Source organism: Methylobacterium amylolyticum (genome assembly GCF_030700245.1).
In the GTDB taxonomy this organism is placed as follows: Bacteria; Pseudomonadota; Alphaproteobacteria; order Rhizobiales; family Beijerinckiaceae; genus Methylobacterium.
In genome coordinates, this window is record NZ_JAUYZI010000009.1 from 65,953 (window position 1) to 90,435 (window position 24,483).

At 73.2% G+C, this 24,483-nt stretch carries 25 protein-coding genes and 2 pseudogenes; 15 read left to right on the forward strand and 12 right to left on the reverse strand.

Going from position 1 to position 24,483, the window contains the following annotated elements; genetic code table 11:
• Nucleotides 1–15: 15 nt before the first annotated feature.
• Both Q8W71_RS08930 and Q8W71_RS08935 read right to left on the reverse strand, forming a co-directional pair.
• A complete protein-coding gene (locus Q8W71_RS08930; RefSeq protein WP_305524995.1) occupies nt 16–360 on the reverse strand; it encodes an HVO_A0114 family putative DNA-binding protein in 345 nt (114 codons plus the stop codon).
• On the reverse strand, nt 348–644 hold the full coding sequence (locus Q8W71_RS08935; RefSeq protein ID WP_305525070.1) for a toxin-antitoxin system TumE family protein: 297 nt from the start codon (nt 642–644) through the stop codon (nt 348–350). Before Q8W71_RS08935 ends, Q8W71_RS08930 begins: the two co-directional genes overlap by 13 nt.
• Before the next feature lie 173 nt (nt 645–817).
• On the opposite strand from Q8W71_RS08935, the gene Q8W71_RS08940 reads away from it, so the two are divergent.
• Nucleotides 818–1,018, forward strand: coding sequence for a hypothetical protein (locus Q8W71_RS08940; RefSeq protein ID WP_305524996.1), 201 nt, complete (start codon nt 818–820; stop codon nt 1,016–1,018).
• Nucleotides 1,019–1,023: 5 nt separating this feature from the next.
• Here the strand turns inward: Q8W71_RS08940 and Q8W71_RS08945 are convergent, their stop codons facing one another.
• Nucleotides 1,024–2,499: an OpgD/OpgG family glucan biosynthesis protein gene (locus tag Q8W71_RS08945; protein WP_305524997.1), complete on the reverse strand. Its 1,476-nt coding sequence runs from the start codon at nt 2,497–2,499 to the stop codon at nt 1,024–1,026.
• A gap of 287 nt (nt 2,500–2,786) precedes the next feature.
• Between Q8W71_RS08945 and mdoH the strand changes: the two genes are divergently transcribed.
• Nucleotides 2,787–4,712 carry a glucans biosynthesis glucosyltransferase MdoH gene (gene mdoH / locus Q8W71_RS08950; RefSeq protein ID WP_305524998.1) on the forward strand — a complete coding sequence of 642 codons (1,926 nt, stop codon included), beginning with the start codon at nt 2,787–2,789 and terminating at the stop codon, nt 4,710–4,712.
• A 43-nt stretch (nt 4,713–4,755) separates the two neighbouring features.
• Here the strand turns inward: mdoH and Q8W71_RS08955 are convergent.
• Both Q8W71_RS08955 and Q8W71_RS08960 read right to left on the reverse strand, forming a co-directional pair.
• Nucleotides 4,756–5,082, reverse strand: a pseudogene (locus tag Q8W71_RS08955) (type II toxin-antitoxin system RelE/ParE family toxin); the annotation flags it as partial.
• Entirely contained in the window at nt 4,967–5,239 is a 273-nt protein-coding gene (locus Q8W71_RS08960; RefSeq protein ID WP_305524999.1) for a type II toxin-antitoxin system ParD family antitoxin, read from the reverse strand. The gene Q8W71_RS08960 and the pseudogene Q8W71_RS08955, both read right to left, overlap by 116 nt.
• A 286-nt stretch (nt 5,240–5,525) precedes the next feature.
• Between Q8W71_RS08960 and Q8W71_RS08965 the strand changes: the two genes are divergently transcribed.
• Nucleotides 5,526–6,188 (forward strand): L,D-transpeptidase, encoded by a 663-nt coding sequence (locus tag Q8W71_RS08965; protein WP_305525000.1) that lies wholly within the window; start codon nt 5,526–5,528, stop codon nt 6,186–6,188.
• Between the two features lie 55 nt (nt 6,189–6,243).
• Here Q8W71_RS08965 and Q8W71_RS08970 read toward each other — a convergent pair whose 3' ends face one another.
• Both Q8W71_RS08970 and Q8W71_RS08975 read right to left on the reverse strand, forming a co-directional pair.
• Nucleotides 6,244–6,573, reverse strand: coding sequence for a cupin domain-containing protein (locus Q8W71_RS08970; protein WP_305525001.1), 330 nt, complete (start codon nt 6,571–6,573; stop codon nt 6,244–6,246).
• A gap of 13 nt (nt 6,574–6,586) precedes the next feature.
• Nucleotides 6,587–7,000, reverse strand: coding sequence for a gamma-butyrobetaine hydroxylase family protein (locus Q8W71_RS08975; protein WP_305525002.1), 414 nt, complete (start codon nt 6,998–7,000; stop codon nt 6,587–6,589).
• An 80-nt stretch (nt 7,001–7,080) separates the two neighbouring features.
• On the opposite strand from Q8W71_RS08975, the gene moaA reads away from it, so the two are divergent.
• Nucleotides 7,081–8,154 carry a GTP 3',8-cyclase MoaA gene (moaA, locus tag Q8W71_RS08980; RefSeq protein ID WP_370875372.1) on the forward strand — a complete coding sequence of 358 codons (1,074 nt, stop codon included), beginning with the start codon at nt 7,081–7,083 and terminating at the stop codon, nt 8,152–8,154.
• Between the two features lie 181 nt (nt 8,155–8,335).
• Here moaA and radA read toward each other — a convergent pair whose 3' ends face one another.
• Nucleotides 8,336–9,796 (reverse strand): DNA repair protein RadA, encoded by a 1,461-nt coding sequence (radA, locus tag Q8W71_RS08985; protein ID WP_305525003.1) that lies wholly within the window; start codon nt 9,794–9,796, stop codon nt 8,336–8,338.
• Nucleotides 9,797–9,975: 179 nt separating this feature from the next.
• Entirely contained in the window at nt 9,976–11,169 is a 1,194-nt protein-coding gene (gene alr / locus Q8W71_RS08990) for an alanine racemase (RefSeq protein ID WP_305525004.1), read from the reverse strand.
• A gap of 150 nt (nt 11,170–11,319) precedes the next feature.
• Between alr and Q8W71_RS08995 the strand changes: the two genes are divergently transcribed.
• The 5 genes from Q8W71_RS08995 to Q8W71_RS09015 all read left to right on the forward strand — a co-directional run bounded on the left by Q8W71_RS08995 (nt 11,320) and on the right by Q8W71_RS09015 (nt 16,388).
• Nucleotides 11,320–11,934 (forward strand): CvpA family protein, encoded by a 615-nt coding sequence (locus tag Q8W71_RS08995; protein ID WP_305525005.1) that lies wholly within the window; start codon nt 11,320–11,322, stop codon nt 11,932–11,934.
• A 100-nt stretch (nt 11,935–12,034) separates the two neighbouring features.
• On the forward strand, nt 12,035–13,513 hold the full coding sequence (purF, locus tag Q8W71_RS09000; protein ID WP_370875373.1) for an amidophosphoribosyltransferase: 1,479 nt from the start codon (nt 12,035–12,037) through the stop codon (nt 13,511–13,513).
• 225 nt (nt 13,514–13,738) lie between these two features.
• Nucleotides 13,739–14,488 carry an SDR family NAD(P)-dependent oxidoreductase gene (locus tag Q8W71_RS09005; RefSeq protein WP_305525006.1) on the forward strand — a complete coding sequence of 250 codons (750 nt, stop codon included), beginning with the start codon at nt 13,739–13,741 and terminating at the stop codon, nt 14,486–14,488.
• Nucleotides 14,489–14,551: 63 nt separating this feature from the next.
• Nucleotides 14,552–14,962, forward strand: coding sequence for a dihydrofolate reductase (locus Q8W71_RS09010; protein WP_305525007.1), 411 nt, complete (start codon nt 14,552–14,554; stop codon nt 14,960–14,962).
• Between the two features lie 304 nt (nt 14,963–15,266).
• Nucleotides 15,267–16,388 (forward strand): carboxylate-amine ligase, encoded by a 1,122-nt coding sequence (locus Q8W71_RS09015; RefSeq protein ID WP_305525008.1) that lies wholly within the window; start codon nt 15,267–15,269, stop codon nt 16,386–16,388.
• A gap of 121 nt (nt 16,389–16,509) precedes the next feature.
• Here the strand turns inward: Q8W71_RS09015 and der are convergent, their stop codons facing one another.
• The 3 genes from der to Q8W71_RS09030 form a co-directional block, all read right to left on the reverse strand.
• Nucleotides 16,510–17,862: a ribosome biogenesis GTPase Der gene (gene der, locus Q8W71_RS09020; RefSeq protein WP_305525009.1), complete on the reverse strand. Its 1,353-nt coding sequence runs from the start codon at nt 17,860–17,862 to the stop codon at nt 16,510–16,512.
• 128 nt (nt 17,863–17,990) lie between these two features.
• Nucleotides 17,991–18,701 (reverse strand): tetratricopeptide repeat protein, encoded by a 711-nt coding sequence (locus tag Q8W71_RS09025; RefSeq protein ID WP_305525010.1) that lies wholly within the window; start codon nt 18,699–18,701, stop codon nt 17,991–17,993.
• Between the two features lie 112 nt (nt 18,702–18,813).
• A complete protein-coding gene (locus Q8W71_RS09030) occupies nt 18,814–19,419 on the reverse strand; it encodes an NnrU family protein (RefSeq protein ID WP_305525011.1) in 606 nt (201 codons plus the stop codon).
• 106 nt (nt 19,420–19,525) lie between these two features.
• Here Q8W71_RS09030 and Q8W71_RS09035 point away from each other — a divergent pair, with 106 nt between their 5' ends.
• The 6 genes and pseudogenes from Q8W71_RS09035 to Q8W71_RS09060 all read left to right on the forward strand — a co-directional run bounded on the left by Q8W71_RS09035 (nt 19,526) and on the right by Q8W71_RS09060 (nt 24,342).
• On the forward strand, nt 19,526–20,713 hold the full coding sequence (locus Q8W71_RS09035; RefSeq protein ID WP_305525012.1) for a hypothetical protein: 1,188 nt from the start codon (nt 19,526–19,528) through the stop codon (nt 20,711–20,713).
• Between the two features lie 80 nt (nt 20,714–20,793).
• The gene (locus Q8W71_RS09040; protein ID WP_305525013.1) at nt 20,794–21,417 is read left to right on the forward strand and encodes an MSMEG_1061 family FMN-dependent PPOX-type flavoprotein; all 624 of its coding nucleotides are present in this window, start codon (nt 20,794–20,796) and stop codon (nt 21,415–21,417) included.
• Between the two features lie 232 nt (nt 21,418–21,649).
• Complete coding sequence (locus Q8W71_RS09045) at nt 21,650–21,907, forward strand: hypothetical protein (protein ID WP_305525014.1); 258 nt, start codon at nt 21,650–21,652, stop codon at nt 21,905–21,907.
• Between the two features lie 56 nt (nt 21,908–21,963).
• The gene (locus Q8W71_RS09050) at nt 21,964–22,857 is read left to right on the forward strand and encodes a lytic transglycosylase domain-containing protein (RefSeq protein WP_305525015.1); all 894 of its coding nucleotides are present in this window, start codon (nt 21,964–21,966) and stop codon (nt 22,855–22,857) included.
• A gap of 518 nt (nt 22,858–23,375) precedes the next feature.
• Nucleotides 23,376–23,774 (forward strand): annotated as a pseudogene (locus tag Q8W71_RS09055) (response regulator); the annotation flags it as partial.
• A 247-nt stretch (nt 23,775–24,021) separates the two neighbouring features.
• The gene (locus Q8W71_RS09060) at nt 24,022–24,342 is read left to right on the forward strand and encodes a DMT family transporter (protein ID WP_305525016.1); all 321 of its coding nucleotides are present in this window, start codon (nt 24,022–24,024) and stop codon (nt 24,340–24,342) included.
• Nucleotides 24,343–24,483: the final 141 nt, after the last annotated feature.

Sequence of the window (24,483 nt, forward strand, 5' to 3'; positions counted from 1 at the left end):
ATCCCGAGGGAGGGGTCAGGCCGCCGCCCTGATCGTGAAGTCGACATGGACCGCATCGTAGGGGAACACGATCCGCTCGTCGTCGGTGCGATCGAGGATGCCGGCGCTCAGCAGGGCGTGAATGTCGCTGTGGGTGTTCTTCACGTCCCGATCCAGCAGCCGGGCGACCGCCCGCAGCGACATGGGCGCTCGGCCGGCCATAGCCCGGATCAGCGCCCACCGGCCCGGCGTCAGCACGGTCCACAGACGCTCCACGGTGGGGAACGAGATGAATTCGCCCTGCGCCTCGCCGCGGAAGGCCGCCAGAGCCCTGGCGGAGGTCTCCTCCGTCGAGGCGATGCCGATGGTCACGGTCCGCATGGTCGCCTCCAGGGTTCGACGTCGGCCCAGAAGTCGGCCAGCAGGGTCTCAGGATCGGTGAAGGCGTAGGGGCGTTCCTGCCCGCCGACGTGCCTGTGGTCGCCCTTGCCGGCCTCGTTGTCGTAGCGAAGCACGCACACGCCATCGACGACCAGGGCGAGGCGATACTTGAAGCCGTGCGCGCTTCCGCGAACCGGGACCGGCACGGTCCAGACCACCAGTTCGGCGAAGGCGTGATCGGCAGCGATCTCGACCCTCTCCTTGAACAGCAGCCCGGCCTTCATGTTGGTCATGATGCCAACAGTCGAGGCCGTTGGCAAAGGCACTCGTCGAACCGCTGACCCGTCTCCCGTTACGGCCAAGCTGCCCTGATCCGGCCAAGCCCGTCCGCGACGATGCGGGCCGCCGCCGACGCCTCCGTCAGAGGGGCGCGGCCGGCCGTGTCAGGGAGAGGGCCATGCACGACATCGACACCGCGGAGCGCCGCACCGCCGAGCACCGATTGGCGCGCTCCGTCGCCGCGACCTTGCGGATCATCGACGCCGCCCAGGTCGAGCGGCAGGCGCCGCCGGTCCGGGCCGCGCGCGAGCGGCTGGGGGCGGTCTACGGCGCCACCCGGCTCGCCCGGGCGCGGGAGCGCGCGCGGCGCACGGCCTGAGCGGGCTACACCGCCGCGTCCCAGGTCTCGCTGACCGGCTTGCCGCCGCGCACGAGGCGCGCGCGCAGGATCACGTCGCCCGCCGGCATCGGCTGCGGCGGGCGCCACTCGACGCAGATCCGCCAGCCGCCGATCTGCGGCACGCGCTCCAGGATCGGCTCGACCATCTGGCCGGCGCTGGCCGAGACCTCGGCGGCGAGCGCCGGATCCTCGGCCTTCGGCAGGTCCGGCCCGACGAAGTCGATGCAGTACAGCCGCCGGCCCGGGATCGGCGGGTCGGCTGGTCGCGTCAGGTCCGGCGAGCCGACGCGGGTCGAGACCACCCGGGCGAGGCGGCCGGGCAGCTCGGGCACCGGCTCCGGCCCGACCGTGGTGAGCGTGTAGGCGGGGCGCAGCGGCGTCCCGGGCTGGGCCGCCGCGCGCGGCACGAAGGCGGCGACGATGTTGTCGACCCACTCCGCCCGCTGCGGGATCTCGTAGAGCTGCACCGCACCGTCGCCGAAGCCCGACTCGGGGGCGACCCACAGCCCCGGCCGCGCCTCCTGCCGGCCCAGCACGTCCAGATAGGCGGCAAAGTTCCGCTCCCGCTGGAGCAGGCCGAAGCCCTTGAGGGGAGCGGCCGCGAAGGCCGAGATCTGCGGCTGCGCCCGGCCGTTGACGAGGGGCCGCCACAGCCGGTCGCCCGGGGTCTCGACGACGAGACCGTCCGAATCGTGTACCTGCGGCCGCACGTCGTCGAAGGGCTGCGCCCCGCGGGCGCCGGGCCCGTTCTGCCCGAACAGGAACATGCTGGTGAGCGGCGCGAGCCCGAGCCGCGGCAGGGACTTGCGCGGGAACAGGGCGCTGGTGACGGCGATCCGCGAGGTCTCCCCGGGGGTGATCACGAACCGGAAGGCGCCCGACAGGCTCGGGCTGTCGAGGAGCGAGAGCACGGTGATGGCGCGCGCGTCGGGTTCCGGCTCGCACAGCCAGTGGGCGACGAAGTCCGGAAACTCCTCCCCCTCCGGCGCGCCGGTGCCGATCGCCGCACCCCGGGCGGAGAGGCCGTATTCCTGGTCGCGCCCGCGCAGGCGGAAGTACGAGGCGCCGAGGAAGACGGCGAACTCCTCGCGGAAATCCGGCCGGTCGGGGTGGAAGGCGTAGTGCAGGCGGAAGCCTGCGAAGCCGAGGGAGGCGGGGAAATCCTGGCCCGCGAGCTTCGGGCCGAGATCGAACAGCCGCGCGGCGTAGGGGATCGCCCGCGGCGGTCCCTGGAGCGGCTGGAGGTAGAGGTCCACCGCCTTGCGGTGCAGGAAGCCGCGGTGGAACATCTGCACCGAGAAGTGGCGCCCGAGCCGCGGGCTCTCCGGCTCGCGGAAGCGGATCTCCCGGTAGGCGTCGTAGTCGAGGGCGGCGAGCGGCGCGGGCAGATCGTCGCGGGGGGCCGCGTAGGGGGCGGCGCCGCGCTGCTCGGCGATCCCCGCGAGACGCTCGAAGGTCATCGGCCCGGCCGCCGTCCCGGCCACCGGAGCGGTAACGCCTTCCTGCGCCATCGTTCTGGCGGCATTCAGGTCCATCACGCTAGGAAGAAATCCACCGGCAGCGGCGGTCACGGCCGTCCGGAGCACGTGTCGACGGGAGGGGGCCTCCGGGTCCGGGGCTTGCGGCGGGCGTCCGGCCCGTCCCCGGTCGTCGCGCGCTTCGGCATCCTCGTCCATCCGCTGTCGGTCCTCCGTTGAGGCGGCCCGGTCCCACGCGGGCCCGGTCCAGAGTGCTAGGCCAAACCCCGATGCCGACCAAACCGTTGCCGCACGACGCCCAGGACATCGCCGCCCAGGACGCCGCCGCGCAGGCCCCGCGCGTCCCCGCCGCGCCCGGCGCCGAGATCTGGCATCGGGCGCGAGGGGCCCTGACCCGGCGGCGGCTGGCGCTCGCCCTGCCGACCCTCGCCACCGTCGCGGCGCTGGCGTGGCTCGCCGCCGAGGCCTACCCGGCGGGCGGCCCGCTCGCGGGGACGGTGCTGGCGCTGTTCTGCCTCGTGATGGGCTGGCAGGCGTTCGTGGCGTGGCAGTACGTCTACGGGCTCGCCGCCGCCTGCCTCGGCGCGCGGGCGAAGTCCGATCTGGAGCGCCGCTCCGAGGGGGCGGTCCCCGCCGCCGGCACCGGCCGCACCGCCGCGGTGGTGGCGATCCACGCGGAGGACGCCGTGGCGGTGTTCGCGCGGCTGCGGGTGATGGCCCGCTCGCTCGCCCGCACCGGCGCCCGCGACATCGACCTGTTCGTCTTGTCGGACACCCGCGACGGCGCGATCAGCGCGGTGGAGGAGCACGAGTTCGCGCGCATCCGCGCCTGGGCCGCGGCCGACCCCGACCTGCCGCGCATCCGCTACCGCCGCCGGGAGAAGAACGTCGGCCGCAAGGCCGGCAACATCGGCGAGTTCTGCGCCAGCTACGGGTCCGAGTACGAGTTCATGATCGTGCTCGACGCCGACAGCCTGATGACCGGTCCGGCGATGGTCCGCCTCGCACGGCTGATGGCCGAGAGCCCGCGCACCGGCCTGATCCAGACCGTCTCCTACGCCGCCGGCCGGGACACCCTGTTCGCCCGGATCCAGCAATTCGCCGTGCGCCTCTACGCGCCGCTGGCGCTCCGCTGCCTGGAGACGTGGCAGGGGCCGGAGGGCAGCTACTGGGGCCACAACGCCATCCTGCGGATCGCCGCCTTCGCCGACAACGCCGCCCTGCCGGTGCTGCCGGGCCGCGCGCCGCTCGGCGGCGAGATCCTGTGCCACGACATCGTCGAGGGCGCGCTGATGGTGCGGGCCGGCTGGGAGGTGCGCCTCCTGCCGGAGATGACCGGCACCTGGGAGGAGATGCCGACCAACCTCGTCGACCTGCTGGGCCGCGAGCGCCGCTGGTGCCAGGGCAACCTCCAGCACCTGAGGGTGCTGCCCTGGGCGGGCCTCACCGGCGCCAGCCGCTGGCACCTCGCGGTCGGCATCCTCGCCTACGGCATGCTGCCGCTCTGGATCGCCTTCCTCGGGCTCGGGGCGTGGCAGGCCGCCGGCACCGGCGACCTCGGGCTGCTGGCCTACGGGCTGACCGGGCAGGGCGCGGCCGCCCACGCGCTCGCCGCGCTCAGCGTCGCGGTGCTGGCCCTGCCGAAGTTCTTGAGCCTCACCCACGTGCTGGCCTCGGCGGAGCGCCGCGCCGCCTTCGGCGGGACCGGGCCGCTGCTCGCCAGCGCCGCCCTGGAGCAGGCCGTGTGGGTGTTCCTGTGGCCGGTGATGACCCTGTTCACCGCCGGTGCGGTGGTCTCGACCTTCCTCGGCCGGGTGGTGCGCTGGGAGACCCAGGCGCGCGACGACCGCCAGGTGTCGTGGGGCGAGGCGTTCCGCCTCCAGGCCGACGCGGTGGTGGTCGGCGCGCTGATGGGCCTCGGCCTCGCGATGGCCGGCGACCCCTGGCTCGCCCTGTGGCTGGCGCCGGTCGCCGCGGCGCTGCTGACCAGCCCCGCCCAGAGCGTGTGGACGAGCCGCTCGGACCTCGGCCGCGCCGCCACGGCCCGGCGCCTGTTCCTCACCGCCGACGACACGGCGCAGGCCCCGGAACTCGCCGAACTCGCCCAGATCCGCGGCGTGCCGGCGAGCCCCGCCCGCCCGGCCCCCCGCGAGGCCGAGCCCGCCGTCTGGCTCGCCGCCGCCGACGAGGCGTGAGGCGCCAATCCTCGGGCTCGACGCCCTCGGCATCGATGCGGAAGACGATGGAAGCCTGCCGCTGAGATCCGAGGGTGCGCAGGCCCGGGCGAAGATCGTCGCGCCGGGTTCCGCGCTCGGGAAACGCCCCCAGCCGCAGGCAGGCCCCTTCGAGGCGCGCAATATAGGCAGCGGCGCGGTCGTGACCGGACTGCCCGGCGATGTGGGCGTAGAGATCGAGCAGGTCCGCGAGCGTCGCCGGTCGGAAGCGGACCTTAACGGCCACGCCGGAGGGCTTCGACCTGCTCGGCGTGATGCGCGCGCACCTGTGCGAACGCCTCCTCCACCGGGATCGACGGTCTGGGATCGTCGAAGGCCGCGGTGATCGCACGCTTTAGGTGGTCACGGTGCGCGGCGAGGTCGGCGTCCCGGCCTTCCAACAGGCGCAAGCCCGCCTGCACGACCTCGCTGACCGTCCGAAACCGGCCCTGCGCGATCTGCTCCCGCACGAAGCCGTCGAGATGGGCATCGAGATCGACGTGGGGCATCGGCATCGTCTCCGTCAGCGAGGTCTAGACGGCGCGACGCGACCTGACAACGCACGGGCCGGATCGGCGCATCGGGCATCGCAGCGCGGACGACCTCTCTCGATACGGTCAAGCTGCCACAGTGTTGCCACGACGTCACGGCGCTGCCGGAACGGCCCGGCGGGCGGGTTTCAGGCTTGGCTTTGGGGCGCGAGCGTTTAGGCCTTGGTGAGGATCGGCACGCCATCGTGCCCGCCAGAGTCCCCCGCGTTCCCAACCCATCCGCGCCTGCCCTCGTGAGGCTTTGATGCGTCGTTTCCTCCCCGCCCTGATCGGGCTTTTCGGCGCGGCCGCCTGCACCGCGCCGGCCCTCGCCTACGAGATCGACCCGCTCACCCGCCAGCCCCTCGACAACGCCCTGACCGTGCGCGTGCGCCCGCAGGCGGTCGAGACCGTCGCGGTGCCCGTCGCCAACGCCGCCCTCAACACGGTCGACCCGCTCAACGACGCGGCCGTGCCGCAGATGTCGGCGATCCCGCGCGAGACCGTGGCCTATAACGGCCCCTACGGCCCCGGCACCATCGTGGTCTCCACCGCCGAGCGGCGCCTCTACTACGTGATGGGCGGCGGCCAGGCCCTGCGCTACGGCGTCGGCGTCGGGCGTCCCGGCTTCACCTGGGGCGGCGCGCAGACCATCACCATGAAGCGCGAGTGGCCGGACTGGCGTCCCCCGGCGACCATGCTGCGCCGCCGCCCCGACCTGCCGCGCTATATGAAGGGCGGCGTCGAGAACCCGCTCGGCGCCCGCGCCATGTATCTCGGCGGCACGATCTACCGCATCCACGGCTCGAACGAGCCGGAGACCATCGGCACCGCCGTGTCCTCGGGCTGCATCCGCATGACCAACGACGACGTGATGGACCTCTACACCCGCGCCAAGGTCGGCACGAAGGTCATCGTCCAGCGCTGATCCGTTTCGAGAGCGTTTCGGGGGAGGGCCGGCGGCGACGCCGGCCCTTTCGCGTTCAACCCGTCTCGGGCAGCGTCACCAGCGCGTCCGGCCGCTTCACCTCGATCTCGACGAAGGCGATCGGGTGGTCGGAGCCGTTCATCACGTCGTGGCGGATCCCGGCGGGACGGCTGTAGGCCTGCCCCGCCGCCAGCGCCGTGTCGGTCACGGCCTGCCCGTCGTGGACGCGCAGGATCCCGTCCACCAGCATCACCACGAAGTAGGGCCAGCCGTGCGCGTGCCAGCCGGTGGCGGCGCCGGGCGGGAAATCCCAGCGGGTGATGCGGACCGTCGCGTCGTCCTGCTGGACGGTCGCCACCGCGGGGATCGTGCAGGCGAAGGCCATCGCGCCAGCCCCGTCAGTGGCAGCCGCAGGAGCCCGAGCCGCCGCCGCCGCCCTTGGCGGGCGCCGCCGTGTCGCGGTCGAGGCCGCGCTCGGCGAGTTCCGTGAGGTAGGTCCGCCAGCGCGCGTCGTAGTCGCGCCCCAGCTCGTGCAGGTAGCCCCAGCCGAAGATGCCGGTGTCGTGCAGGTCGTCGAAGCCGAGCTTGACCGCGTAGTTGCCCACCGGCTCCACCGCCAGGATCTCGACGCGGCGCTTGCCGCCGAGCACCTTGCGCTCGGCCGGCGAGTGCCCCTGCACTTCGGCCGACGGGCTCGACACCCGCAGGTACTCGGCCGGCAGGGTGTAGCGCCCGCCGTCGTCGAAGGCGACGTTCAGGGCCCGCCGGTCGGCCGACAGGCGGATCTCGGTCGGCCATGGAGTCTCGGTCACGGTCACACTCCTCACGCATTCGCGCGCCGCGACCCCGGGCGCGCTTGCCCGCGGACGCGCCGGACATCATATCCGGGGTGATGCTCGATGACATCTCCCGTCCGCCGCAGAATCCGGCGCCGCAGGATGGCGCGCTCCGGCCATCCGAGGCCGGCGCGCCCGCGCCGCTGATCGACCCGTTCCAGCGGGCGATCACCTACCTGCGCATCTCGGTCACCGATCGCTGCGACCTGCGCTGCGCCTACTGCATGTCCGAGCACATGGAGTTCCTGCCCAAGCGCGACCTGCTCAGCCTGGAGGAACTGGACCGGCTCTGCGGCGTGTTCATCGCCCGCGGCGTGCGGAAGTTGCGGATCACCGGCGGCGAGCCGCTGGTGCGGCGCGACATCATGCACCTGTTCCGCCGCCTGTCGCGCCATCTCGATTCGGGGGCGCTGCGCGAGCTGACGCTCACCACCAACGGCACGCAGCTCGCCCGCTTCGCGCCGGAACTGGCCCGGCTGGGCGTGCGCCGGGTCAACGTTTCCCTCGACACCCTCGACCCGGACAAGTTCCGCGCCATCACCCGCCGCGGCGACCTCGCGGTGGTGCTCGGCGGGATCGAGGCGGCGCGGGCGGCCGGCATGCAGGTCAAGATCAACGCCGTGGCCCTGCGCGACCTCAACGCCGACGAGATCCCGGACATGATCGCCTGGGCCCACGGGCTCGGCATGGACATGACGTTGATCGAGGTGATGCCGCTCGGCGAGGTCGAGGCCGACCGCACCGACCAGTTCCTGCCGCTCTCGGTCGCCCGCCAGCGCCTGGAGAGCCGCTACACCCTGACGCCGCTGCCCGACCGCACCGGCGGCCCCGCCCGCTACGTCCGCGTCGAGGAGACCGGCGGCCGGCTCGGCTTCATCACGCCGCTGACCCACAATTTCTGCGAGAGCTGCAACCGGGTGCGCCTGACCTGCACCGGTCAGCTCTACATGTGCCTCGGCCAGGAGGATTCTTCGGATCTGCGCGCCGTGCTGCGCGCCAGCGAGGACGACACCGTGCTGGCCCGGGCGGTGGAGGAGGCGATCGCCCGCAAGCCGAAGGGCCACGACTTCGTCATCGCCCGCCGCCGCCCGGCGGCCGTGCCGCGGCACATGAGCGTGACGGGCGGTTAGCCGGCTCAAGGCCCGCACCCGACCGGGGCGTTCGGGCTCCGACACCCGCACCCTCATCGCGAGCCGGAGACGAAGCGACCCGGGGCGACGCGAGGCCCACAAGCGTGGCGCGGCTGGATTGCTTCGCTCCGCTCGCAATGACGGTAAGAAGCCGGGACAGGTTTTCGATCGAAGGGTCGGATCAGGCGTCCTCGTCCGCGTAGCGGGGTGCGGACCGTCCCCGCTGACCGCCGCGCCGCGGGGCGGTCGCGCCGATCCCGGCCACGAGGTCGGCGATGTGCCGCAGGCTCTCGACGCTCATCGCCTTGTCGCCCTCGCCGCGGCCGTCCGACCGACCGGTCTCGGAGCGACTCTGCGGCGTCAGCGCCTTGCCGAAGCCGAGCTTCTGCGCCTCCTTGAGCCGGGCCCCGGTCTGGGCGACGGGCCGGATCGCCCCGGAGAGGCCGATCTCCCCGAAAAAGACGGTCTCCGGCGGCAGCACCGCCCCCGACAGGGACGAGACCAGGGCGGCGGCCACCGCCAGGTCCGCCGCCGGCTCGGTGATGCGCAGGCCCCCGGCGACGTTGAGGTAGACGTCGTGGGCGCCGAGCCGGATGCCGCCGTGCGCCTCCAGCACGGCCAGCACCATGGACAGCCGGTTCGGGTCCCAGCCGACCACGGCGCGGCGGGGCATGCCCAGCGACGAGGGGGCGACCAGCGCCTGGATCTCGACGAGCAGCGGCCGCGTGCCCTCCATGCCCGCGAACACGGCCGTGCCCGCCGCCTGATGGTCGCGGCCGGCCAGGAACAGGGCGGAGGGGTTCGGCACCTCGCTGAGACCCGCGTCGGTCATCTCGAACACGCCGATCTCGTCGGTCGGGCCGAAGCGGTTCTTCACCGCCCGCAGGATGCGGAAATGGTGGCCCTGGTCGCCCTCGAAGGAGGCGACGGCATCGACCATGTGCTCGACGACCCGCGGTCCCGCGATCTGCCCGTCCTTGGTGACGTGGCCGACGAGGATCACCGCCGTGCCGGTGGTCTTGGCGAAGCGGATCAGGGCCTGGGCCGAGGAGCGCACCTGCGTGACCGTGCCCGGCGCCGATTCCACCGTCTCGGTCCACATGGTCTGGATCGAGTCGATGATCGCCAGCGCCGGCGGGCGGCCCTGGCTCAGCGTCTCGACGATGTCCTCGACGTTGGTCTCGGCGGCGAGCTGCACCGGGTGGCGGCTCAGCCCCAGGCGCTCGGCGCGCAGCCGCACCTGCCCCACCGCCTCCTCGCCGGAGATGTAGGCGACGCGCTCGCCCTGCGCCGCCATCGCGGCGGACGCCTGCATCAGCAGGGTCGACTTGCCGATGCCGGGATCGCCGCCGAGCAGGATCACCGAGCCGCGCACGAAGCCGCCGCCGGTCACCCGGTCCAGCTCGCCGATGCCCGAGGCGACCCGGGGCGCCTCCTTGGCCTCGCCGGTCAGCCCCTCCAGCGGGAAGACCCGGCCGCGGGCGCGCGAGGGCCGGGTGGCGGCCGGGCCGGACTGGCCGGGGGCGGCGGCCGCCTCCTCGACGATCGTGTTCCAGCCGTTGCACGCCTCGCAGCGCCCCCGCCAGCGGTTGTAGACCGCCCCGCAGGACTGGCAGACGAAGGTCTGATGGATCTTGGCCATGCGCTTCGGGATTCCGCCCGTCCAACGGCGCCTCCCACCCGCGCCCTCGTCCTGAGGTGCTGCGAAGCAGCCTCGAAGGAGGGCTCCAGGAATCGCGCGACCGCTGGAGGTCTCCTTCGAGGCCCGCTCGCGCGGGCACCTCAGGATGAGGGCGTGTGCAGGAGACGCCGGGACTTCGCCTACCCTACATAGTTTCGAACATAACGGGAACCCAGCCCGGTGAGGATCTCGTAGCCGATCGTGCCCGCGGCGCGGCCGACCGCGTCGACGTCGAGGGCGTCGCCGATCAGCACCGCGCAGGCACCGCGGCTTGCCTCCGGCGCCCCCGTCACGTCGAGGATGATCAGGTCCATCGAGACGAGGCCGAGGATCGGGCAGGGCACGCCGCCGACGAGGGCGTGGCCGCGCCCGCTGATCGCCCGGGGGAAGCCGTCGGCGTAGCCGAGCGACAGGGTCGCGAGGCGGCTGGGGGCCGGCGCCGTCCAGCGGCCGTTGTAGCCGGCGCTCGCCCCGGCCTCGACATCCCGGACCTGGAGGATCGGCGCCTCCAGCCGCACCACCGGCCGCATCGGGTTCTCCCCCGCCTCCGGCGTCGGGTTGCCGCCGAACAGGGCGTAGCCGGGCCGCAGCAGGTCGTGGCGGGCGCCGTCGAGGAAGATTCCGGACGAGTTGGCGAGCGAGCCCGGGAGACCGGGATAGGCCGCGCGCACCCGGGCGAAATCGGCGATCTGGCGGGCGTTGACGGGATCGCCCGGCCGCTCGGCGCTGACGAAGTGGCTCATCACGAGGTCGATCCCGGCCGCGGCGATCCGGGGATCGCCCGCGAGCGCCACGGCCTCGGGCACCGGCAGCCCGAGCCGGTTCATGCCGGTATCGACGTGGAGCGCGGCGGGGAGCCGGCCCGCGGAGAAGGCCGCCCAGTCCGACAGCTCCTCGGCGCTGCCGACCACCGGGCGCAGGCGCGGTTCGGCGTAGGCCGAGCCGGCGCCGGGCGGCAGACCGTTCAGGACGTAGATGTCCGCGTCTGGCAGGCAGGCGCGGGCGGCGAGCCCCTCGGCGAGATGGGCGACGAAGAACGTCCGGCAGCCGGCCGCCCACAGGGCCGGGCCGACCCGGGCGATCCCGCAGCCGTAGGCGTCGGCCTTGATCACGGCGGCGCACGGGGCCCCGCCCCGCGCGGCGAGGCGCCGCCAGTTCTCCGCGACCGCGCCGAGATCGATCGTCAGCCGGGCGCCGTGCACGCCGCGCGCGTCTCCCGTACCGGTGCCCGTCACGCCGCCACCCGTCACCCGGTCACTCCCGATGCGCCGCTCACCGCCGCCCGGATGCACCAGCCGGGCCGCCGATGCCAGATCGCCGACATGCGTGCTCATCGCGCTCCTCTGATGCATCCGCAGCACAGGCCGAGATGTGCGGAAGCGGACGAGGGTGACGGCCGAGGTTCCGCGCGGTATACGTAGGCGGCGGTCCCGGGGAGCCGCAGCATGTCCGCGGCATCCCCCGTGCGGTTCTGAAGTCTCTCGATGCCGTTCACCGTCCTCGATCTCGTCGTGCTCGGCATCGTCGCCGTCTCCGCGCTGCTGGCGGCGGTGCGCGGCGTCACCCGCGAAGTGCTGGCGATCATCGCCTGGGTCGCGGCGGCGGCGGTGGCGTGGTCGTTCTACCCGCTGCTCCTGCCCACCGTGAAGCAGCACGTGAGCAGCGACACGGTCGCGCTCGTGGCCTCCATCGCCGCGATCTTCCTCGGCACGCTGATCATCGTGTCGATCATCACCGTGAAGGTCTCCGACGTGGTGCTCGACTCGCGCATCGGCGCGGTGGACCGCTCGCTCGGCTTCCTGTTCGGCGCGGCCCGCGGCTTCCTGATCTGCGTGATCGGCTGGGTGTTCCTGTCCTGGCTGGTGCAGGGCAAGGTGCCGGACTGGGCGGCGCAGGCGCGCTCGCGGCCGATGCTGGAGAAGTCCGGCGACGCCCTGGTGGCGCAACTGCCCGAGAACCCGGAAGGCTTCCTCAAGCAGTTCAAGAAGCCGAAGCCCGCTACGCCGCCGAACGAGGCGGCCGACGCGCCGGCGGACGGCGACGCCGCGCCGCAGCGCCGCACCGAGACGGCCCCGGCACCGGCCCCCGCGCGCCGCTGACCTGCGGCCGGCGCCGTTGGCCGCGGTGCGGGAAGCGATTACATGACGCTCGCGTGACGCGCGCCGTGCGCGGTCCCGTCGCCGCCCCGGGGGCTGTCCAGTGATCGAGTCCATCCCGTCCCGAGCCGACACCGCCGATCTCGACCTCGACGGCGACACGCTGCGCGAGGAGTGCGGCGTGTTCGGCATCTTCGGCCACCCCGACGCCTCGGCGGTGGTGGCGCTCGGCCTCCACGCGCTCCAGCACCGCGGGCAGGAGGCGGCCGGCATCGTCTCCTTCGACGGCGCGGTGTTCCATTCCGAGCGGCGGCCGGGCCTCGTCGGCGACTCGTTCTCGGACGGGGGGACGATCGAGCGCCTGAAGGGCCGCGCGGCCATCGGCCACGTGCGCTACTCGACCACCGGCGGCACCATCCTGCGCAACGTCCAGCCGCTGTTCGCGGAGCTGGCGAGCGGCGGGCTCGCGGTGGCCCACAACGGCAACCTCACCAACGCCCTGTCGATCCGCCGCGACCTCGTGCGCGACGGCGCGATCACCCAGTCAACCTCCGACACCGAGGTGATCCTCCATCTGGCCGCCCGCTCGCGCAAACCGCGGATCATCGAGCGCTTCATCGACGCGCTGCGGGAGATCCAGGGCGCCTACGCGATCGTGGCGCTGACCAACAAGAAGCTGATCGGCGCCCGCGATCCGCTCGGCATCCGCCCGCTGGTGCTCGGCGAGCTCGACGGGCGCTACCTGCTGGCCTCCGAGACCTGCGCGCTCGACATCATCGGCGCCCGGTTCGTGCGCGACATCGAGAACGGCGAGGTCGTGGTGATCTCCGACGAAGGGATCGAGTCGATCCGCTTCGCCGAGGCGCGGCCGATGCGGCCGTGCATCTTCGAGTACATCTACTTCGCCCGGCCCGACTCCGTGGTGAACGGCAAGAGCGTCTACGCGGTGCGCAAGGCGATCGGCCACGAGCTCGCCCGGGAGGCGGGGGTCGCCGCCGACGTGGTGGTGCCGGTACCCGATTCCGGCGTGCCGGCCGCTTTGGGCTTCGCGCAGGAGACCGGCATCCCATTCGAGATGGGGATCATCCGCAACCACTATGTCGGCCGCACCTTCATCCAGCCGACGCAATCGGTGCGCGAACTCGGCGTGCGGATGAAGCACTCGGCCAACCGCGCGGCGATCGAGGGCAAGAGCATCGTCCTCGTCGACGACAGCCTCGTGCGCGGCACCACCTCGGTGAAGATCGTGCGGATGATGCGCGAGGCCGGGGCGCGGGAGGTTCACTTCCGCATCGCGAGCCCGCCGATCACCCACCCGGACTTCTACGGCATCGACACGCCGGAGCGGGAGAAGCTGCTCGCCGCGACCCACGACCTCGAGGGCATGCGCCGGTACATCGGCGCCGACTCGCTCGCCTTCCTGTCGATCCCGGGCCTGTACCGGGCGATGGGCGAGACGGGGCGCGACGCCGCCTGCCCGCAATACACCGACCATTGCTTCACCGGCGACTACCCGACCGGGCTGACCGATCTCTCCATCGCCGGCGAGCGGCGTTTCGCCATGCTGGCCGAGGCCGACTGAGCGCCGTTCGACCGGTTCACCCCACCCGCGCCCTCATCCTGAGGTGCTGCGGAGCAGCCTCGAAGGAGGGCTCCAGAAGTCGCTGCGATCCCTGGAAGCCTCCTTCGAGGCTCGCTGACGCGGGCACCTCAGGATGAGGGCGCGGGTGGGATCGGAGAGACTTCGTCCTTCGCCAATCGTCGCAATCACCGTCACCGGTGGCCAGAGGATCCCGAGAACCGTCGCATGCCGCAGTCTGACAAGAAGCTCGACGGCCGGGTGGCGGTCGTCACCGGCGCCTCGCGCGGCATCGGACGGGCGGCGGCGCTGGCGCTGGCGGGGGCCGGCGCGCACGTGGTCGCGGTGGCCCGCACGGTCGGCGCGCTGGAGGAGCTGGACGACGCGGTGCGCGCGGCCGGCTCCAGCGCGACGCTGGTGCCCCTGGATCTCGCCGACCACGAGGCCATCGACCGCCTCGGCGCGGCGATCAACGAGCGCTGGAAGCGCCTCGACGTGCTGGTGGCCAATGCCGGCATCCTCGGCGCGCTGATGCCGCTCGGCCACATCACGCCGAAGGTCTGGGATCAGGTGATGGCGATCAACGTCACCGCCAACTGGCGGCTGATCCGCTCGCTGGACCCGCTGCTGCGGATGTCGGACGCGGGCCGGGCGATCTTCCTCACCTCCGGCGCGGCGTCGAAGTGCCGGGCGTACTGGGGCCCCTACGCGGTCTCGAAGGCGGCGCTCGACGCGATGGTGCGCACCTACGCGGCCGAGACCGAGAGCACGGCGATCCGGGCGATGCTCTTGAGCCCCGGCCCCCTGCGCACGGCGATGCGCCGCTCGGCGATGCCGGGGGAGGACCCCGAGACGCTGCGCACGCCCGAAGACCTCGCGCCCCACATCGTCCGCCTGGCGAGCCCGGACTGGACCGAGACGGGCAAGCTCTACGATTTCCCGGGCGACCGGGTTCTCAGCTTCCGCAGCCCCGAGTAATGGGGTTCGGGGCCTGCGGCCCCGGCGGGTCCGGGCGGAGCCCGCGAGTGTGAGTTTTCCGGAATGATCGACGTCCGCTGCATCTGCGCGATCGGCCAGCGGGGCCAGCTCGGCCTCGACGGCCACCTGCCCTGGGAGGGCAACACCGACCCGCTCTACGTGGAGGATGTGACGCGGTTCTTCGCGCTGACGATGGGCCACGTGCTGATCGCCGGCCCGAAGACGGTGGCCTCGGTGCCCGAATTCGCCTTCAAGGACCGCACGATCGACGTGATCCGCTCGCACGAGGATCCCGAACAGGTCCTCAAGCGCTATCCGGGCCGGCGGATCTTCGTGGGCGGCGGCATCGCGGTGTGGAACGTCTACGCGCGGTTCATCCAGAACTGGGACATCACCCGGCTGCCCTACGATGGCGAGGCCGACCGCTGGTTCGACCCGGCCTGGCTGGTGGGCGGGGCGCTGCGGACGCCCTAACCAACGAGGCGCGGCGGGCGGCATCGACGCGCGTCCGGTCATCGAGGCCCGCGCCGTCATCGCGAGCCGAAGGCGAAGCGACCCAGCGGCGCCATGCTTGCGGGCCGCGCGCTGCCCTAGGTTGCTTCGCTGCGCTCGCAAAGACGGAGCGCGTCGGCGCCCAGCCGCACGGCCCGACTTGAGAGCGACGGGTCTGTCCTCAGGCACACTCCGTCTTCATCCGGGCTGGGCGCAATGTCACCGGACGCTGTCGAAACAGCCCGCGCGCCGTTATCTCGTCACGACCGCCACGCCGGAGACGAGGATGACCGCCCACAGCTACCGCTTCGGCATCGAGGAAGAGTATTTTCTGGCCGACGCCGAGACCCGCGGCACGCCGCGGGGCGACCTCGCGGGCTTCCACGCGGCGGTGATGGCGCAGCTCTCCGACACCGGGCGGGAACTCGTCGCCGCGCAGGTCGAGGTCTGCACCAAGCCGCTGACCGAATCCCAGCCGGCGCTGGACGACCTCGCCCGCCAGCGCGGGGTGCTGCGCGGGATCGCCGCCGAGCACGGCCTCAGCCTGCTCGCCTGCGGCACCCACCCGCTCGCCCGCTGGGACCGCCAGACCGCCTCGGACGGCGAACGCTACCAGGACATCCTCTCGGATGTCGGCATCGCGGCGCGCCGGGCGCTGATCTGCGGCATGCACGTCCACGTCGAGGTGCCGGACCCGGCCGTCCGGGTCGATCTGATGAACCGGCTGATGCCGTTCCAGCCGCTGCTGCTCGCGCTCTCGGCCTCCTCGCCGTTCTGGCAGGGCGAGCCGACCGGGCTGATGGCCTATCGCCCGAGCGTGTTCGGCGAGCTGCCCCGCTCCGGCCTGCCCGAGCTCTTCCCGGACGCCGCCGCCTACGACCGCTACGTGGCGATCATGACCCGGGCCGGCGCCATCGCCGACTCGAGCTACCTGTGGTGGTCGCTGCGCCCGTCGATCAAGTTCCCGACGGTGGAGCTGCGCATCGCCGACGCCTGCACCCGGCTCGCCGACTCGCTGTGCATCGCCGCCCTGTTCCGCTGCCTCGTGCGGCTCTGCGTGCGCCGGCCCGACCTCAATGCCGGGCTCGACGGCGTCTCGCGGGCACTCGTCCTGGAGAACCTGTGGCGGGCCCAGCACGACGGCACCCGCGCCGCGCTGATCGACGAGGCGCGGGGCGAGGCGGTGCCGTTCCCCGAGGCGCTGGAGGCGGTGCTGGCGCTGGTCGCCGCGGACGCCGCGGCGCTCGGCTGCGCGGCGGAGGTGGCCCGGGCGCGCGCGATCGTCGATGACGGGACCAGCGCCGACGGGCAGGTCGCCGCGTTCGAGGCGGCGCGGGCCGGGGGGAAGGACGCGCGGGCAGCGCTCGCCGCGGTGGTGGACTGGATCGCGGCGGAAGCTGCCGGCTGACCGCATCGGCGGCTCGCCGTCATCGCGAGCCGAAGGCGAAGCGACCCAGGGCTGCGCGCGGCCGGCGGACGTGGCGCCGTTGGGTTGCTTCGCTCCGCTCGCAAAGACGGCAGGCGCCGCCTCAACCCTTGTCGAACGGATTCGTGCTCGTGCGCAGGGACAGCCGGATCGGCGTGCCCGGCAGGTCGAACGCTTCCCGCAGTCCGTTCACCAGATACCGCGTGTAGGATTTCGGCAGGGCGTTGAGCTGGTTGCCGAACAGGGCGAAGTGCGGCGGGCGGCTCTTCACCTGGGTGGCGTAGCGGATCTTGATGCGCCGGCCCGAGACCGCCGGCGGCGGGTTGCGGGAGGTCGCCTCGGACAGCCAGTCGTTGATGCGAGAGGTCGAGACGCGCCGGTCCCAGACCTCGGCGGCGCCGGTCACCGCCTGCATCAGCTTGTCGACGCCCTGGCCGGCGAGGCCCGAGAGCGGCACCACCGCGACGCCGCGCACCTGCGGCAGCAGGCGGGTGCAGTCCTCGCGGAGCTGCTTCAGCAGGCCCGGCTGGTCGGCCACGAGGTCCCACTTGTTGAGGCCGATCACCACGGCGCGGCCCTCGCTCTCGACGAGGTCGACGATGGTGAGGTCCTGCTTCTCGAACGGGATCGTGGCGTCGAGGAGCACCACCACCACCTCGGCGAAGCGCACGGCGCGCAACCCGTCCGAGACCGCGAGTTTTTCCAATTTGTCGTCGATGCGGGCGCGGCGGCGCATGCCCGCGGTGTCATGAAGTTTTATGCGTCTCCCGCGCCACTCCCAATCCAGGGAGATCGAGTCGCGGGTGATGCCGGCCTCCGGGCCGACGAGCAGCCGCTCCTCGCCGAGCATCCGGTTGATCAGGGTCGACTTGCCGGCGTTGGGGCGGCCCACGATGGCCACACGCAGCGCCCGGCCGCCGGGGGCGTCGTCGTCCTCGTCCGCCTCGTCCGGGTCGCGGGCGGGGAGGGCGGTCGCGAGCGCCCCGTGCAACTCGCCCAGGCCCTCGCCGTGCTCGGCCGAGAACGGGATCGGGTCGCCGAGGCCGAGGCGGAACGCCTCGTAGGCGCCGGCCATCCCGGCGCCGCCCTCGGCCTTGTTGGCGATCAGGATCACCGGGACGCCGGCCCGGCGGACCAGTTCCGCGAAGGGCTCGTCGGCCGGCAGCACGCCGGCGCGGGCGTCGATCACGAACAGCACCACGTCGGCGGCGAGGATCGCCGCCTCGGTCTGCATGCGCATGCGGCCGGTGAGGGTGTCGGCGTCGGCCTCCTCCAGGCCGGCGGTGTCGATGACGCGGAACTCCAGGCCGCCGAAGGCCACGTCGCCCTCGCGCCGGTCGCGGGTCACCCCCGGCCGGTCGTCGACCAGCGCGAGCTTCTTGCCCACCAGCCGGTTGAACAGGGTCGATTTGCCGACGTTCGGCCGGCCGACGATCGCGACGGTCGGCATGTCCATGGCGGGTCTCGAAAAGTCCGAAGAAACTGAGCCGGTTTCGCAAAAGTGGCCGCCGGTTTTGCGTCGAAAACCTGCGGCCCTTCAAGACGCTGAGCGGGTGAAGCGTCGGCCTGCCGACGTGATCCTGCTCAGCGCGTGATCGGTGGGGGCGGGGCGGCGGGCTCGGGCTTGGCCTCCGTCACGGTGACGGGCCCGCCCGCGACGATCGCCGCGTAGACCTCGATGCGCTCCCGCAGGTTCCGCGGGGTTTCGGGATCGGCGACGATCTGGTCGAACCAGCGGCCCGCCTCCTCGTAGTCGCCCTTCTTCAGCGCGGCGAGGCCCAGCATCTCGCGGGCGGTGTGGCGGAACGGCGTGCCGGCCGCCAGACCCTGGAGGCTCGCGAGCGCCGGCGCCGGGTCGGCCCCGTCCATGCGGATCAGCGCGGCGCGCAGGCGGGCGAGGTCGCGCAGGCCGTCGCCGAGGGCGGTATCCTCGGCGAGCTTGTCGTACTCGGCGGCGCCCTTGGCCGGGTCGGCCTTGGCGGTCTCGGCGGCCGAGCGGAAGCGGGCGAGCAGCCGGTAGCCCGCGGGCCCCTGCGCCTCCAGGGCGTCGTAGGCCTTGTCGGCCTCGGCGGTCTTGCCCTCGCGGGCGAGGCGGTTGGCGTCGTCGAACTGCACCGAGGCGGTCTCGGCGGCGGCGCGCTGCTGGGCCTCCCAGTAGCGCCAGCCGGCCACGCCCGCCACCAGCAGCACCGCCACGGCGATGATCACGCCGCTGTAGCGCCGCCAGATCTGGAGGATGCGGTCGCGACGGTAATCCTCGTCGACCTCGCGGATGAACTCGTTGTTCTGGGCCATCGTATCCCGGCCCGCGCGTCGTCCCGCGGGCCACCTCGTGCCAAACGTCGGCCAGCGCCTAACACAGCGGCGCGGGCTTGGCGACCGACGGTTTGGCGGGCGTCTCCCGCGCTCAGGCCTGCCCCGGCCACACCGGCACGCCGATCACCGGGTAGTGCAGGTAGCGCGAGAACACGAACCACGCGACCGTGCCGATGGCGACGGCCAGGATGTCGTTGCGCCAGCCGTGCGGCGCGGCCGCGCCCCCGTGCTGGGCGGCGACCGCCCCCGGGGCAAGCGCCCGGCGCTTGGCGCTGATCCGCGCCGCCACCGCCCAGGCGAGGAAGCCGCCGAACAGCAGCATCGAGCCGAGATCGCCGTTGGCGAGCAGGTGCGCGGTGGCCCAGATCTTCACCGCGAGCAGCATCGGGTGCTTGGCCCGCGCCCGGATGTGGCCCGGCAGGTAGGCCGCGGCGAGGCTGATGAAGGCGAACAGCACCAGCAGCAAGGCGAGGTGGCGCGTCCAGACCGGCGGGTTCCAGACCGGGATGTAGCCGCTCATGCGGTAATCGTGGAAGCCGACGCCGATCAGCACCAGCCCCAGCGCCGACAGAGCGGTGTAGCCGAGCTTGTACCGGCCCTCGCCGATGCGGGCGACGATCCGCCCGCGGGGGCCGCGGGCCATCGAGAAGGCGTGCGTGCCGAGGAACAGCACGAGGCCGAGGATCAGGAGGGTCATGGGGATGTCGCGGGTCGGGGGCGCTGCGGCAAGCAGTCTGTAACGGTTCTCAACCGAATCTCGGCCGCTTTGTCCAGGCGCGGCCCGGACGCGGCCGGGACACCCCATGCGCGCAGCCCTCGCCCTCTCGCTCGCCGTCCTCCTCGCCACGTCGCCGGCGCGGGCGGGAACCGCCGAGCCGCCGCTCTCGGCCCTGACCCTCGTCGGCCCGCCGACCCTCGTGTTCAAGGCCGGCCGCGACGCCTGCGACGGCGCCGACGTGCCGGACGCCCCCGCCCGCGCCTTCCGCGACGCCTCCGGGGCGGTGGCGCTGTACGGGATGCACTACCGCAACCGGGCCCTGCGCGGCCCCGACCTCGAGCACCTGAAGCTCGACTGCGCGGTCGTGCTCGAGTCCGGCGAGAAATCCGACCCCGCCCTCTACGACGACCGCTCCTGGATCACCGCCACCTGGACCGAGGACGGGCGGGCGGTCGCCGCGCTCCTCCACCACGAGTACCAAGCCAACGAGCACCCGGGCCGCTGCCGCTCCAAGGTCTACATGGAGTGCTGGTACAACACGATCACCGCGGCGGCCTCGACCGACGGCGGCCGCAGCTTCGCGCGCAGGAGCCCGCCGACGGTGGTGGCCGGCGCGCCGTTCCGGCAGGAGGTGGACCAGGGCCATCACCGGGGCTTCTTCAACCCGTCGAACATCGTCGCCGACGGGCGCTGGCGCTACTTCCTCGCCTCGACCACGGGCTGGGACCGGCCGGGCAGCGACCAGGAGGCCGGCGTCTGCCTGTTCCGCAGCGACGACCCGGCCGATCCCGGCCGCTGGCGGGCCTGGACCGGCGGGGGCTTCACCGCCGCCTTCCCCGACCCCTACCGGACGGCCGTGAAGCTGCCCGACACCTGCCGGCCGGTCGGGCCGTTCCCGGGGCCGGTCGGCGCGGTGGTGCGCCAGCGCGGCACCGGCGCCTTCATCGCGGTGTTCATGGCCAAGGCCGACGCCAAGGCCGGGGGCCAGTTTCCGCAATCCGGCTTCTACTGGACCACCTCGCGCGACCTCCTGACCTGGGACCGGCCGCGGCTGCTGATGGCGGGCGCCACCCTCTACGACGACCCGTGCACGGCGCCGGGCGGGCTGATCGCCTACCCGTCGCTCCTCGACCCCGGCGCGCGCGGCCGCAACTTCGACGACGTCGGCGACAGCGCGCTGCTCACCTACGCGACGCTGCGCACCGAGGGCTGCGCGATCACCTCCGACCGCGACCTGATGCGGCGCCCGGTGTCGATCCGGGTCTGGCCTTGAGCGGGCGCTAGCCGGCGCGGCCGTCTCTGGTACGGTTCGTGCGGGGCGACGCGCGACCGGGGAATTGCATGGACGGTGACATGGACCGCGACACGGCGACGATCCGCGACGCGGACGCGCTGCGCAGCCATTTCGGCGCGGTCGGCCCGCTGGCGGCGGGCAAGGTGCTCGATCACCTGGACGATTACGGACGCCGCTTCGTCGCGCTGTCGCCGCTGCTCGTGCTGGCGAGCGCGGGGGCGGACGGCAGCGTCGACGCGAGTCCGCGCGGCGACGCGCCGGGCTTCGTGGCGATGCCGGACGCGCGGACCCTGGTGATCCCCGACCGGCGCGGCAACAACCGGGTCGATTCCTTCGCCAACATCCTGACCAATCCCGGCGTCGGGCTGATCTTCTTCGTGCCGGGCATCGACGAGACCCTGCGCGTCAACGGCGTCGCCGAGATCGCCCGCGACCCGGACCTGCTGGTGCCGCTGACCGCGCAGAGCAAGGTGCCGGCCGCCGCCCTGGTGGTGCGGGTGCGCGAGGTCTTCTTCCACTGCGGCAAGGCGCTGATGCGCGCGAAGTTCTGGGACCCGGCCGGCCACGTGCCGCGCGCCACCTTCCCGAGCCTGGGGCGCATCCTCGCCGAGCAGACCGCCGCCGCCCCGGTGGAGGAGGCCGAGGCGACGATCGCCGAGGCCTACCGGACGCGGCTGTATTAGGGGCGACGCCGCCCGGGCGGGATGCGGGGAGCGTCCACTGGCACGTAACCAAGATCGTCGCTTGGTCCCAGGATCGAGCGTGAGCGTGTCCGCGAGGACCGCTCTTGTCCGAGGACGGCCTGCGGGCGGCAGGGGACGCATCGCGTCTCGATACCGCGCCGCCCGGTGGGGATCGGCCTTGCCTTCTCGCGCGGACCGCGGCGATACCCGCCGGACGCGGAGGGCGCTGCACATGGACGAGACGCGATATCCGGCGGAGCGGTTTGGCGGACCCGTGGCGCGTCCCGCCAGCGCGACCGGGGCGGCGTCGCTGGGGGCCGGGGCGGCGGGGGCCGTCGCGCTCGGGGCGCTCGCCCTCGGCGCGGTGGCGCTGGGTGCCTTCGCCATCGGCCGGCTCTCGGTCGGGCGGGCGCGGATCGGCACCCTGGAGATCGACGAATTGCGGGTCCGGTCCCTGTACCTGCCGGACGAGGACGGGCCCGCGCGCTAAGCCTCTGTTGAGGACGATCCGTTAGGGAAGGGGAGGTCCACCCCCCGAGGCGGCCGATGCGCGTCCCGTCCGCTCTCCTGCTGTTGCTCTATGCCGGTACCGCGCAGGCTCGCCCGGCGACCTTCGTGACGGTGCATGCCCGCGGCATGGCCGCCCTGCCGGCGCTCCCACCCCCTGTACGGGTCGCCGCCGGGGCCGTCGCCGCCCCGACCCGCGTCGCCTCGGCCAGCGCCGCCTCTGCGAATGTCGCCCCGGCCCGCACCGCCTCCGGGAGCGCTGCTCCGACCCACATCGCCACGGCGAGCATCGCCCCGGCCCGCACCGCTTCCGCGAGCGTCGCCCCGGCCGGTGCCGCCTCCGTGAGCGCCGTTCCTGTCCCGGTCGGCGCCCGCGCCTGCTTCCTGCCGCTGATCGCCCGCGAGGTCGCCGCCACCGGGCTGCCGCTGGCGATCGCCGACGCCGTGGCGCAGATCGAGAGCGGCTACGACCCGACCGTGGTCGGCAGCGTCGGCGAGGTCGGCCTGATGCAGGTCCGGCCCACCACCGCGGCGATGCTGGGCTTCCGCGGCACGGTGGCGGAATTGTCCACGCCCGAGGTGAACGTCCGCTACGGGGTGCGCTACCTCGCCGCCGCGTGGCGGCTCGCCGAGGGCGACCTGTGCCGGGCGCTGATGAAGTATCGGGCCGGGCACGGTTCCGAGACGATGTCGCCCCTGTCGCAGGTCTACTGCGCGCGGGCGCAGGCGATCCTCGGCGGCGCCGTCCCGGCCGGGCGGCCGGCTTCTCCCGCGGCGCGCTGGGCGGTGGCCGCCGCGCGGCCGAAGGCGAGGCCCGAGACCGAGCCGGCTCCCGCGCCCCGAACGTTCTGGGAGGCGCACCGGGCCCGGGTGGCGCGGCTCAACGCCCGCGTCCTGGCGGCGTGGCGCGCCCGCGGGTGGAAGTCGGGCTGAGGACGGTTCCAGCGCGGCAGGTCTCGGCGGCCGCCGATCCGCCCGGAGGACGCCGACCCGAGAACCCGTTCGAGCGACCCTATCCGTGCGCCCGACGCAGGCCTCAGGAAGAGGTCGAGGATGGACGGAGCCGAATCCGGCAGGTGATTGGCGGGACTTGAGGTCGAACGGCCTCTTGCTGCGTGCGGCCGCACTCGCGTGAACGCCCCGGTCGAGCGCGCGCTGGGGAAGGCCCACCCGTTCCGCGACCATCCTCGCCGGTTTCGCCGATCGGGGCAGGGGCTGCCGCGACCGACAGCGACCCGGCACCGTGTCCGACCGGCGCGCTTCCCAGCGGGATCCGTGATCGTCACCCGGTTCGTCCCGCCGGACCCGCTCCGGATAAGCCGCGGCGTCCGGCGGCGCGGTTTCACGTGAAATTAGGACCTCCCGGGCGATGGATCGGTCCTGCAATCGAAGGTTGGATACTTTTCGATCGGGTTGCAGAACGCAGGACAACGATACCCGAGCGGGACGCCATGCCGAGCCGGTCCGACCCTCCGCCGTCCCCGTCAGCCCTGCCGGTGCTGGTGGTCGACGATGTCGCCCTGATCGTCGAATTGGTCCGCGCGGTGCTCGGCCAACTCGGCTTCCGCGACGTCGATGCGGCCGCCGACGGCACCGTCGCCCTGGTGCGGATGCGCGAGCGCCGCTACGGCCTCGTGATCGCCGACTGGAACATGCTGCCGATGACCGGCTACGAGCTGCTGCGGCGCGTGCGGGCCGATCCGGATCTGCGCCGGACGCCGTTCGTGATGATGACCACGCAGGAGCAGGCCGAGTGCTTCCCGGCGGCCCGCCGGGCGGGCGTCAATGCCTGCCTCGTGAAGCCGTTCATGCCCGCCGCCCTGCGCGAGACGATCCGAGCAGTCTGCGGGACCGGACCGACGGACGTCGCGCCCGTTTTGCCGGCTCACGGAACGGCAGGCGCGCCCGATCCGCGGGTGGTGCGGCTCTGAGCATCGCGGGTCCCTGAGAGATCGGCCCGGCACGTCCGATCGACCGGGGCCGGTCGCGCTCGAAACCGGGCCGCGCCCGCCCCAGCTCCGCCGGGACGAGGCCGCGTCCGCGCCGTCGTCGAGGGGTTCACGTCCGGGACGGCCCGGCCCTTTCGAGGAGGGCCGCATGGCCTGGATTCTCCTGATCTCCGCCGGCCTCCTCGAAGTCGTCTGGTCGTTCGCGATGAAGCAGTCGGACGGCTTCACGCGCCTGTGGCCGGCCGCCGTCACGCTCGTGGCGATGATCGCCAGCGTCGGCCTGCTGGCCCTGTCCATGCGCAGCCTGCCGCTGGGCACCGCCTACACGATCTGGACCGGCATCGGCGCGGTCGGCGCCTTCGGGGTCGGCATCGCGGTCCTCGGCGAGCCCGCCACACCGGCCCGGCTCGCGGCGGCCGCCCTGATCGTGTCCGGCCTCGTGCTGATGAAGCTCGCCAGCCCGCAATGACCCGCCCGGCATCGCATACCAGCCGGCGCTGAGGGCCGCGCATCGCCGGCTGTCCCCCACGCAGAGAACGTCTTCCTGGGGGCGGCGGGCGCCCGCCGGACGCGCCGATCCCGACGATTGGTCGGGATCCGAGCCGCCCGG

What these genes read in the sequence shown, in the direction of transcription:
- Q8W71_RS08960 (WP_305524999.1), bottom strand. Translation starts at nt 5,239, where the DNA reads ATGCCCCACGTCGATCTCGATGCCCATCTCGACGGCTTCGTGCGGGAG.
- Q8W71_RS08940 (WP_305524996.1), top strand. Translation starts at nt 818, where the DNA reads ATGCACGACATCGACACCGCGGAGCGCCGCACCGCCGAGCACCGATTG.
- Q8W71_RS08965 (WP_305525000.1), top strand. Translation starts at nt 5,526, where the DNA reads ATGCGTCGTTTCCTCCCCGCCCTGATCGGGCTTTTCGGCGCGGCCGCC.
- Q8W71_RS08930 (WP_305524995.1), bottom strand. Translation starts at nt 360, where the DNA reads ATGCGGACCGTGACCATCGGCATCGCCTCGACGGAGGAGACCTCCGCC.
- mdoH (WP_305524998.1), top strand. Translation starts at nt 2,787, where the DNA reads ATGCCGACCAAACCGTTGCCGCACGACGCCCAGGACATCGCCGCCCAG.
- Q8W71_RS09005 (WP_305525006.1), top strand. Translation starts at nt 13,739, where the DNA reads ATGCCGCAGTCTGACAAGAAGCTCGACGGCCGGGTGGCGGTCGTCACC.
- Q8W71_RS08945 (WP_305524997.1), bottom strand. Translation starts at nt 2,499, where the DNA reads ATGACCTTCGAGCGTCTCGCGGGGATCGCCGAGCAGCGCGGCGCCGCC.
- moaA (WP_370875372.1), top strand. Translation starts at nt 7,081, where the DNA reads ATGCTCGATGACATCTCCCGTCCGCCGCAGAATCCGGCGCCGCAGGAT.
- Q8W71_RS08995 (WP_305525005.1), top strand. Translation starts at nt 11,320, where the DNA reads ATGCCGTTCACCGTCCTCGATCTCGTCGTGCTCGGCATCGTCGCCGTC.
- Q8W71_RS09025 (WP_305525010.1), bottom strand. Translation starts at nt 18,701, where the DNA reads ATGGCCCAGAACAACGAGTTCATCCGCGAGGTCGACGAGGATTACCGT.
- Q8W71_RS09035 (WP_305525012.1), top strand. Translation starts at nt 19,526, where the DNA reads ATGCGCGCAGCCCTCGCCCTCTCGCTCGCCGTCCTCCTCGCCACGTCG.
- Q8W71_RS09050 (WP_305525015.1), top strand. Translation starts at nt 21,964, where the DNA reads ATGCGCGTCCCGTCCGCTCTCCTGCTGTTGCTCTATGCCGGTACCGCG.
- Q8W71_RS09015 (WP_305525008.1), top strand. Translation starts at nt 15,267, where the DNA reads ATGACCGCCCACAGCTACCGCTTCGGCATCGAGGAAGAGTATTTTCTG.
- Q8W71_RS09030 (WP_305525011.1), bottom strand. Translation starts at nt 19,419, where the DNA reads ATGACCCTCCTGATCCTCGGCCTCGTGCTGTTCCTCGGCACGCACGCC.
- Q8W71_RS09045 (WP_305525014.1), top strand. Translation starts at nt 21,650, where the DNA reads ATGGACGAGACGCGATATCCGGCGGAGCGGTTTGGCGGACCCGTGGCG.
- radA (WP_305525003.1), bottom strand. Translation starts at nt 9,796, where the DNA reads ATGGCCAAGATCCATCAGACCTTCGTCTGCCAGTCCTGCGGGGCGGTC.
- alr (WP_305525004.1), bottom strand. Translation starts at nt 11,169, where the DNA reads ATGAGCACGCATGTCGGCGATCTGGCATCGGCGGCCCGGCTGGTGCAT.
- Q8W71_RS09010 (WP_305525007.1), top strand. Translation starts at nt 14,552, where the DNA reads ATGATCGACGTCCGCTGCATCTGCGCGATCGGCCAGCGGGGCCAGCTC.
- Q8W71_RS08970 (WP_305525001.1), bottom strand. Translation starts at nt 6,573, where the DNA reads ATGGCCTTCGCCTGCACGATCCCCGCGGTGGCGACCGTCCAGCAGGAC.
- der (WP_305525009.1), bottom strand. Translation starts at nt 17,862, where the DNA reads ATGGACATGCCGACCGTCGCGATCGTCGGCCGGCCGAACGTCGGCAAA.
- Q8W71_RS09060 (WP_305525016.1), top strand. Translation starts at nt 24,022, where the DNA reads ATGGCCTGGATTCTCCTGATCTCCGCCGGCCTCCTCGAAGTCGTCTGG.
- Q8W71_RS08935 (WP_305525070.1), bottom strand. Translation starts at nt 644, where the DNA reads ATGAAGGCCGGGCTGCTGTTCAAGGAGAGGGTCGAGATCGCTGCCGAT.
- Q8W71_RS09040 (WP_305525013.1), top strand. Translation starts at nt 20,794, where the DNA reads ATGGACCGCGACACGGCGACGATCCGCGACGCGGACGCGCTGCGCAGC.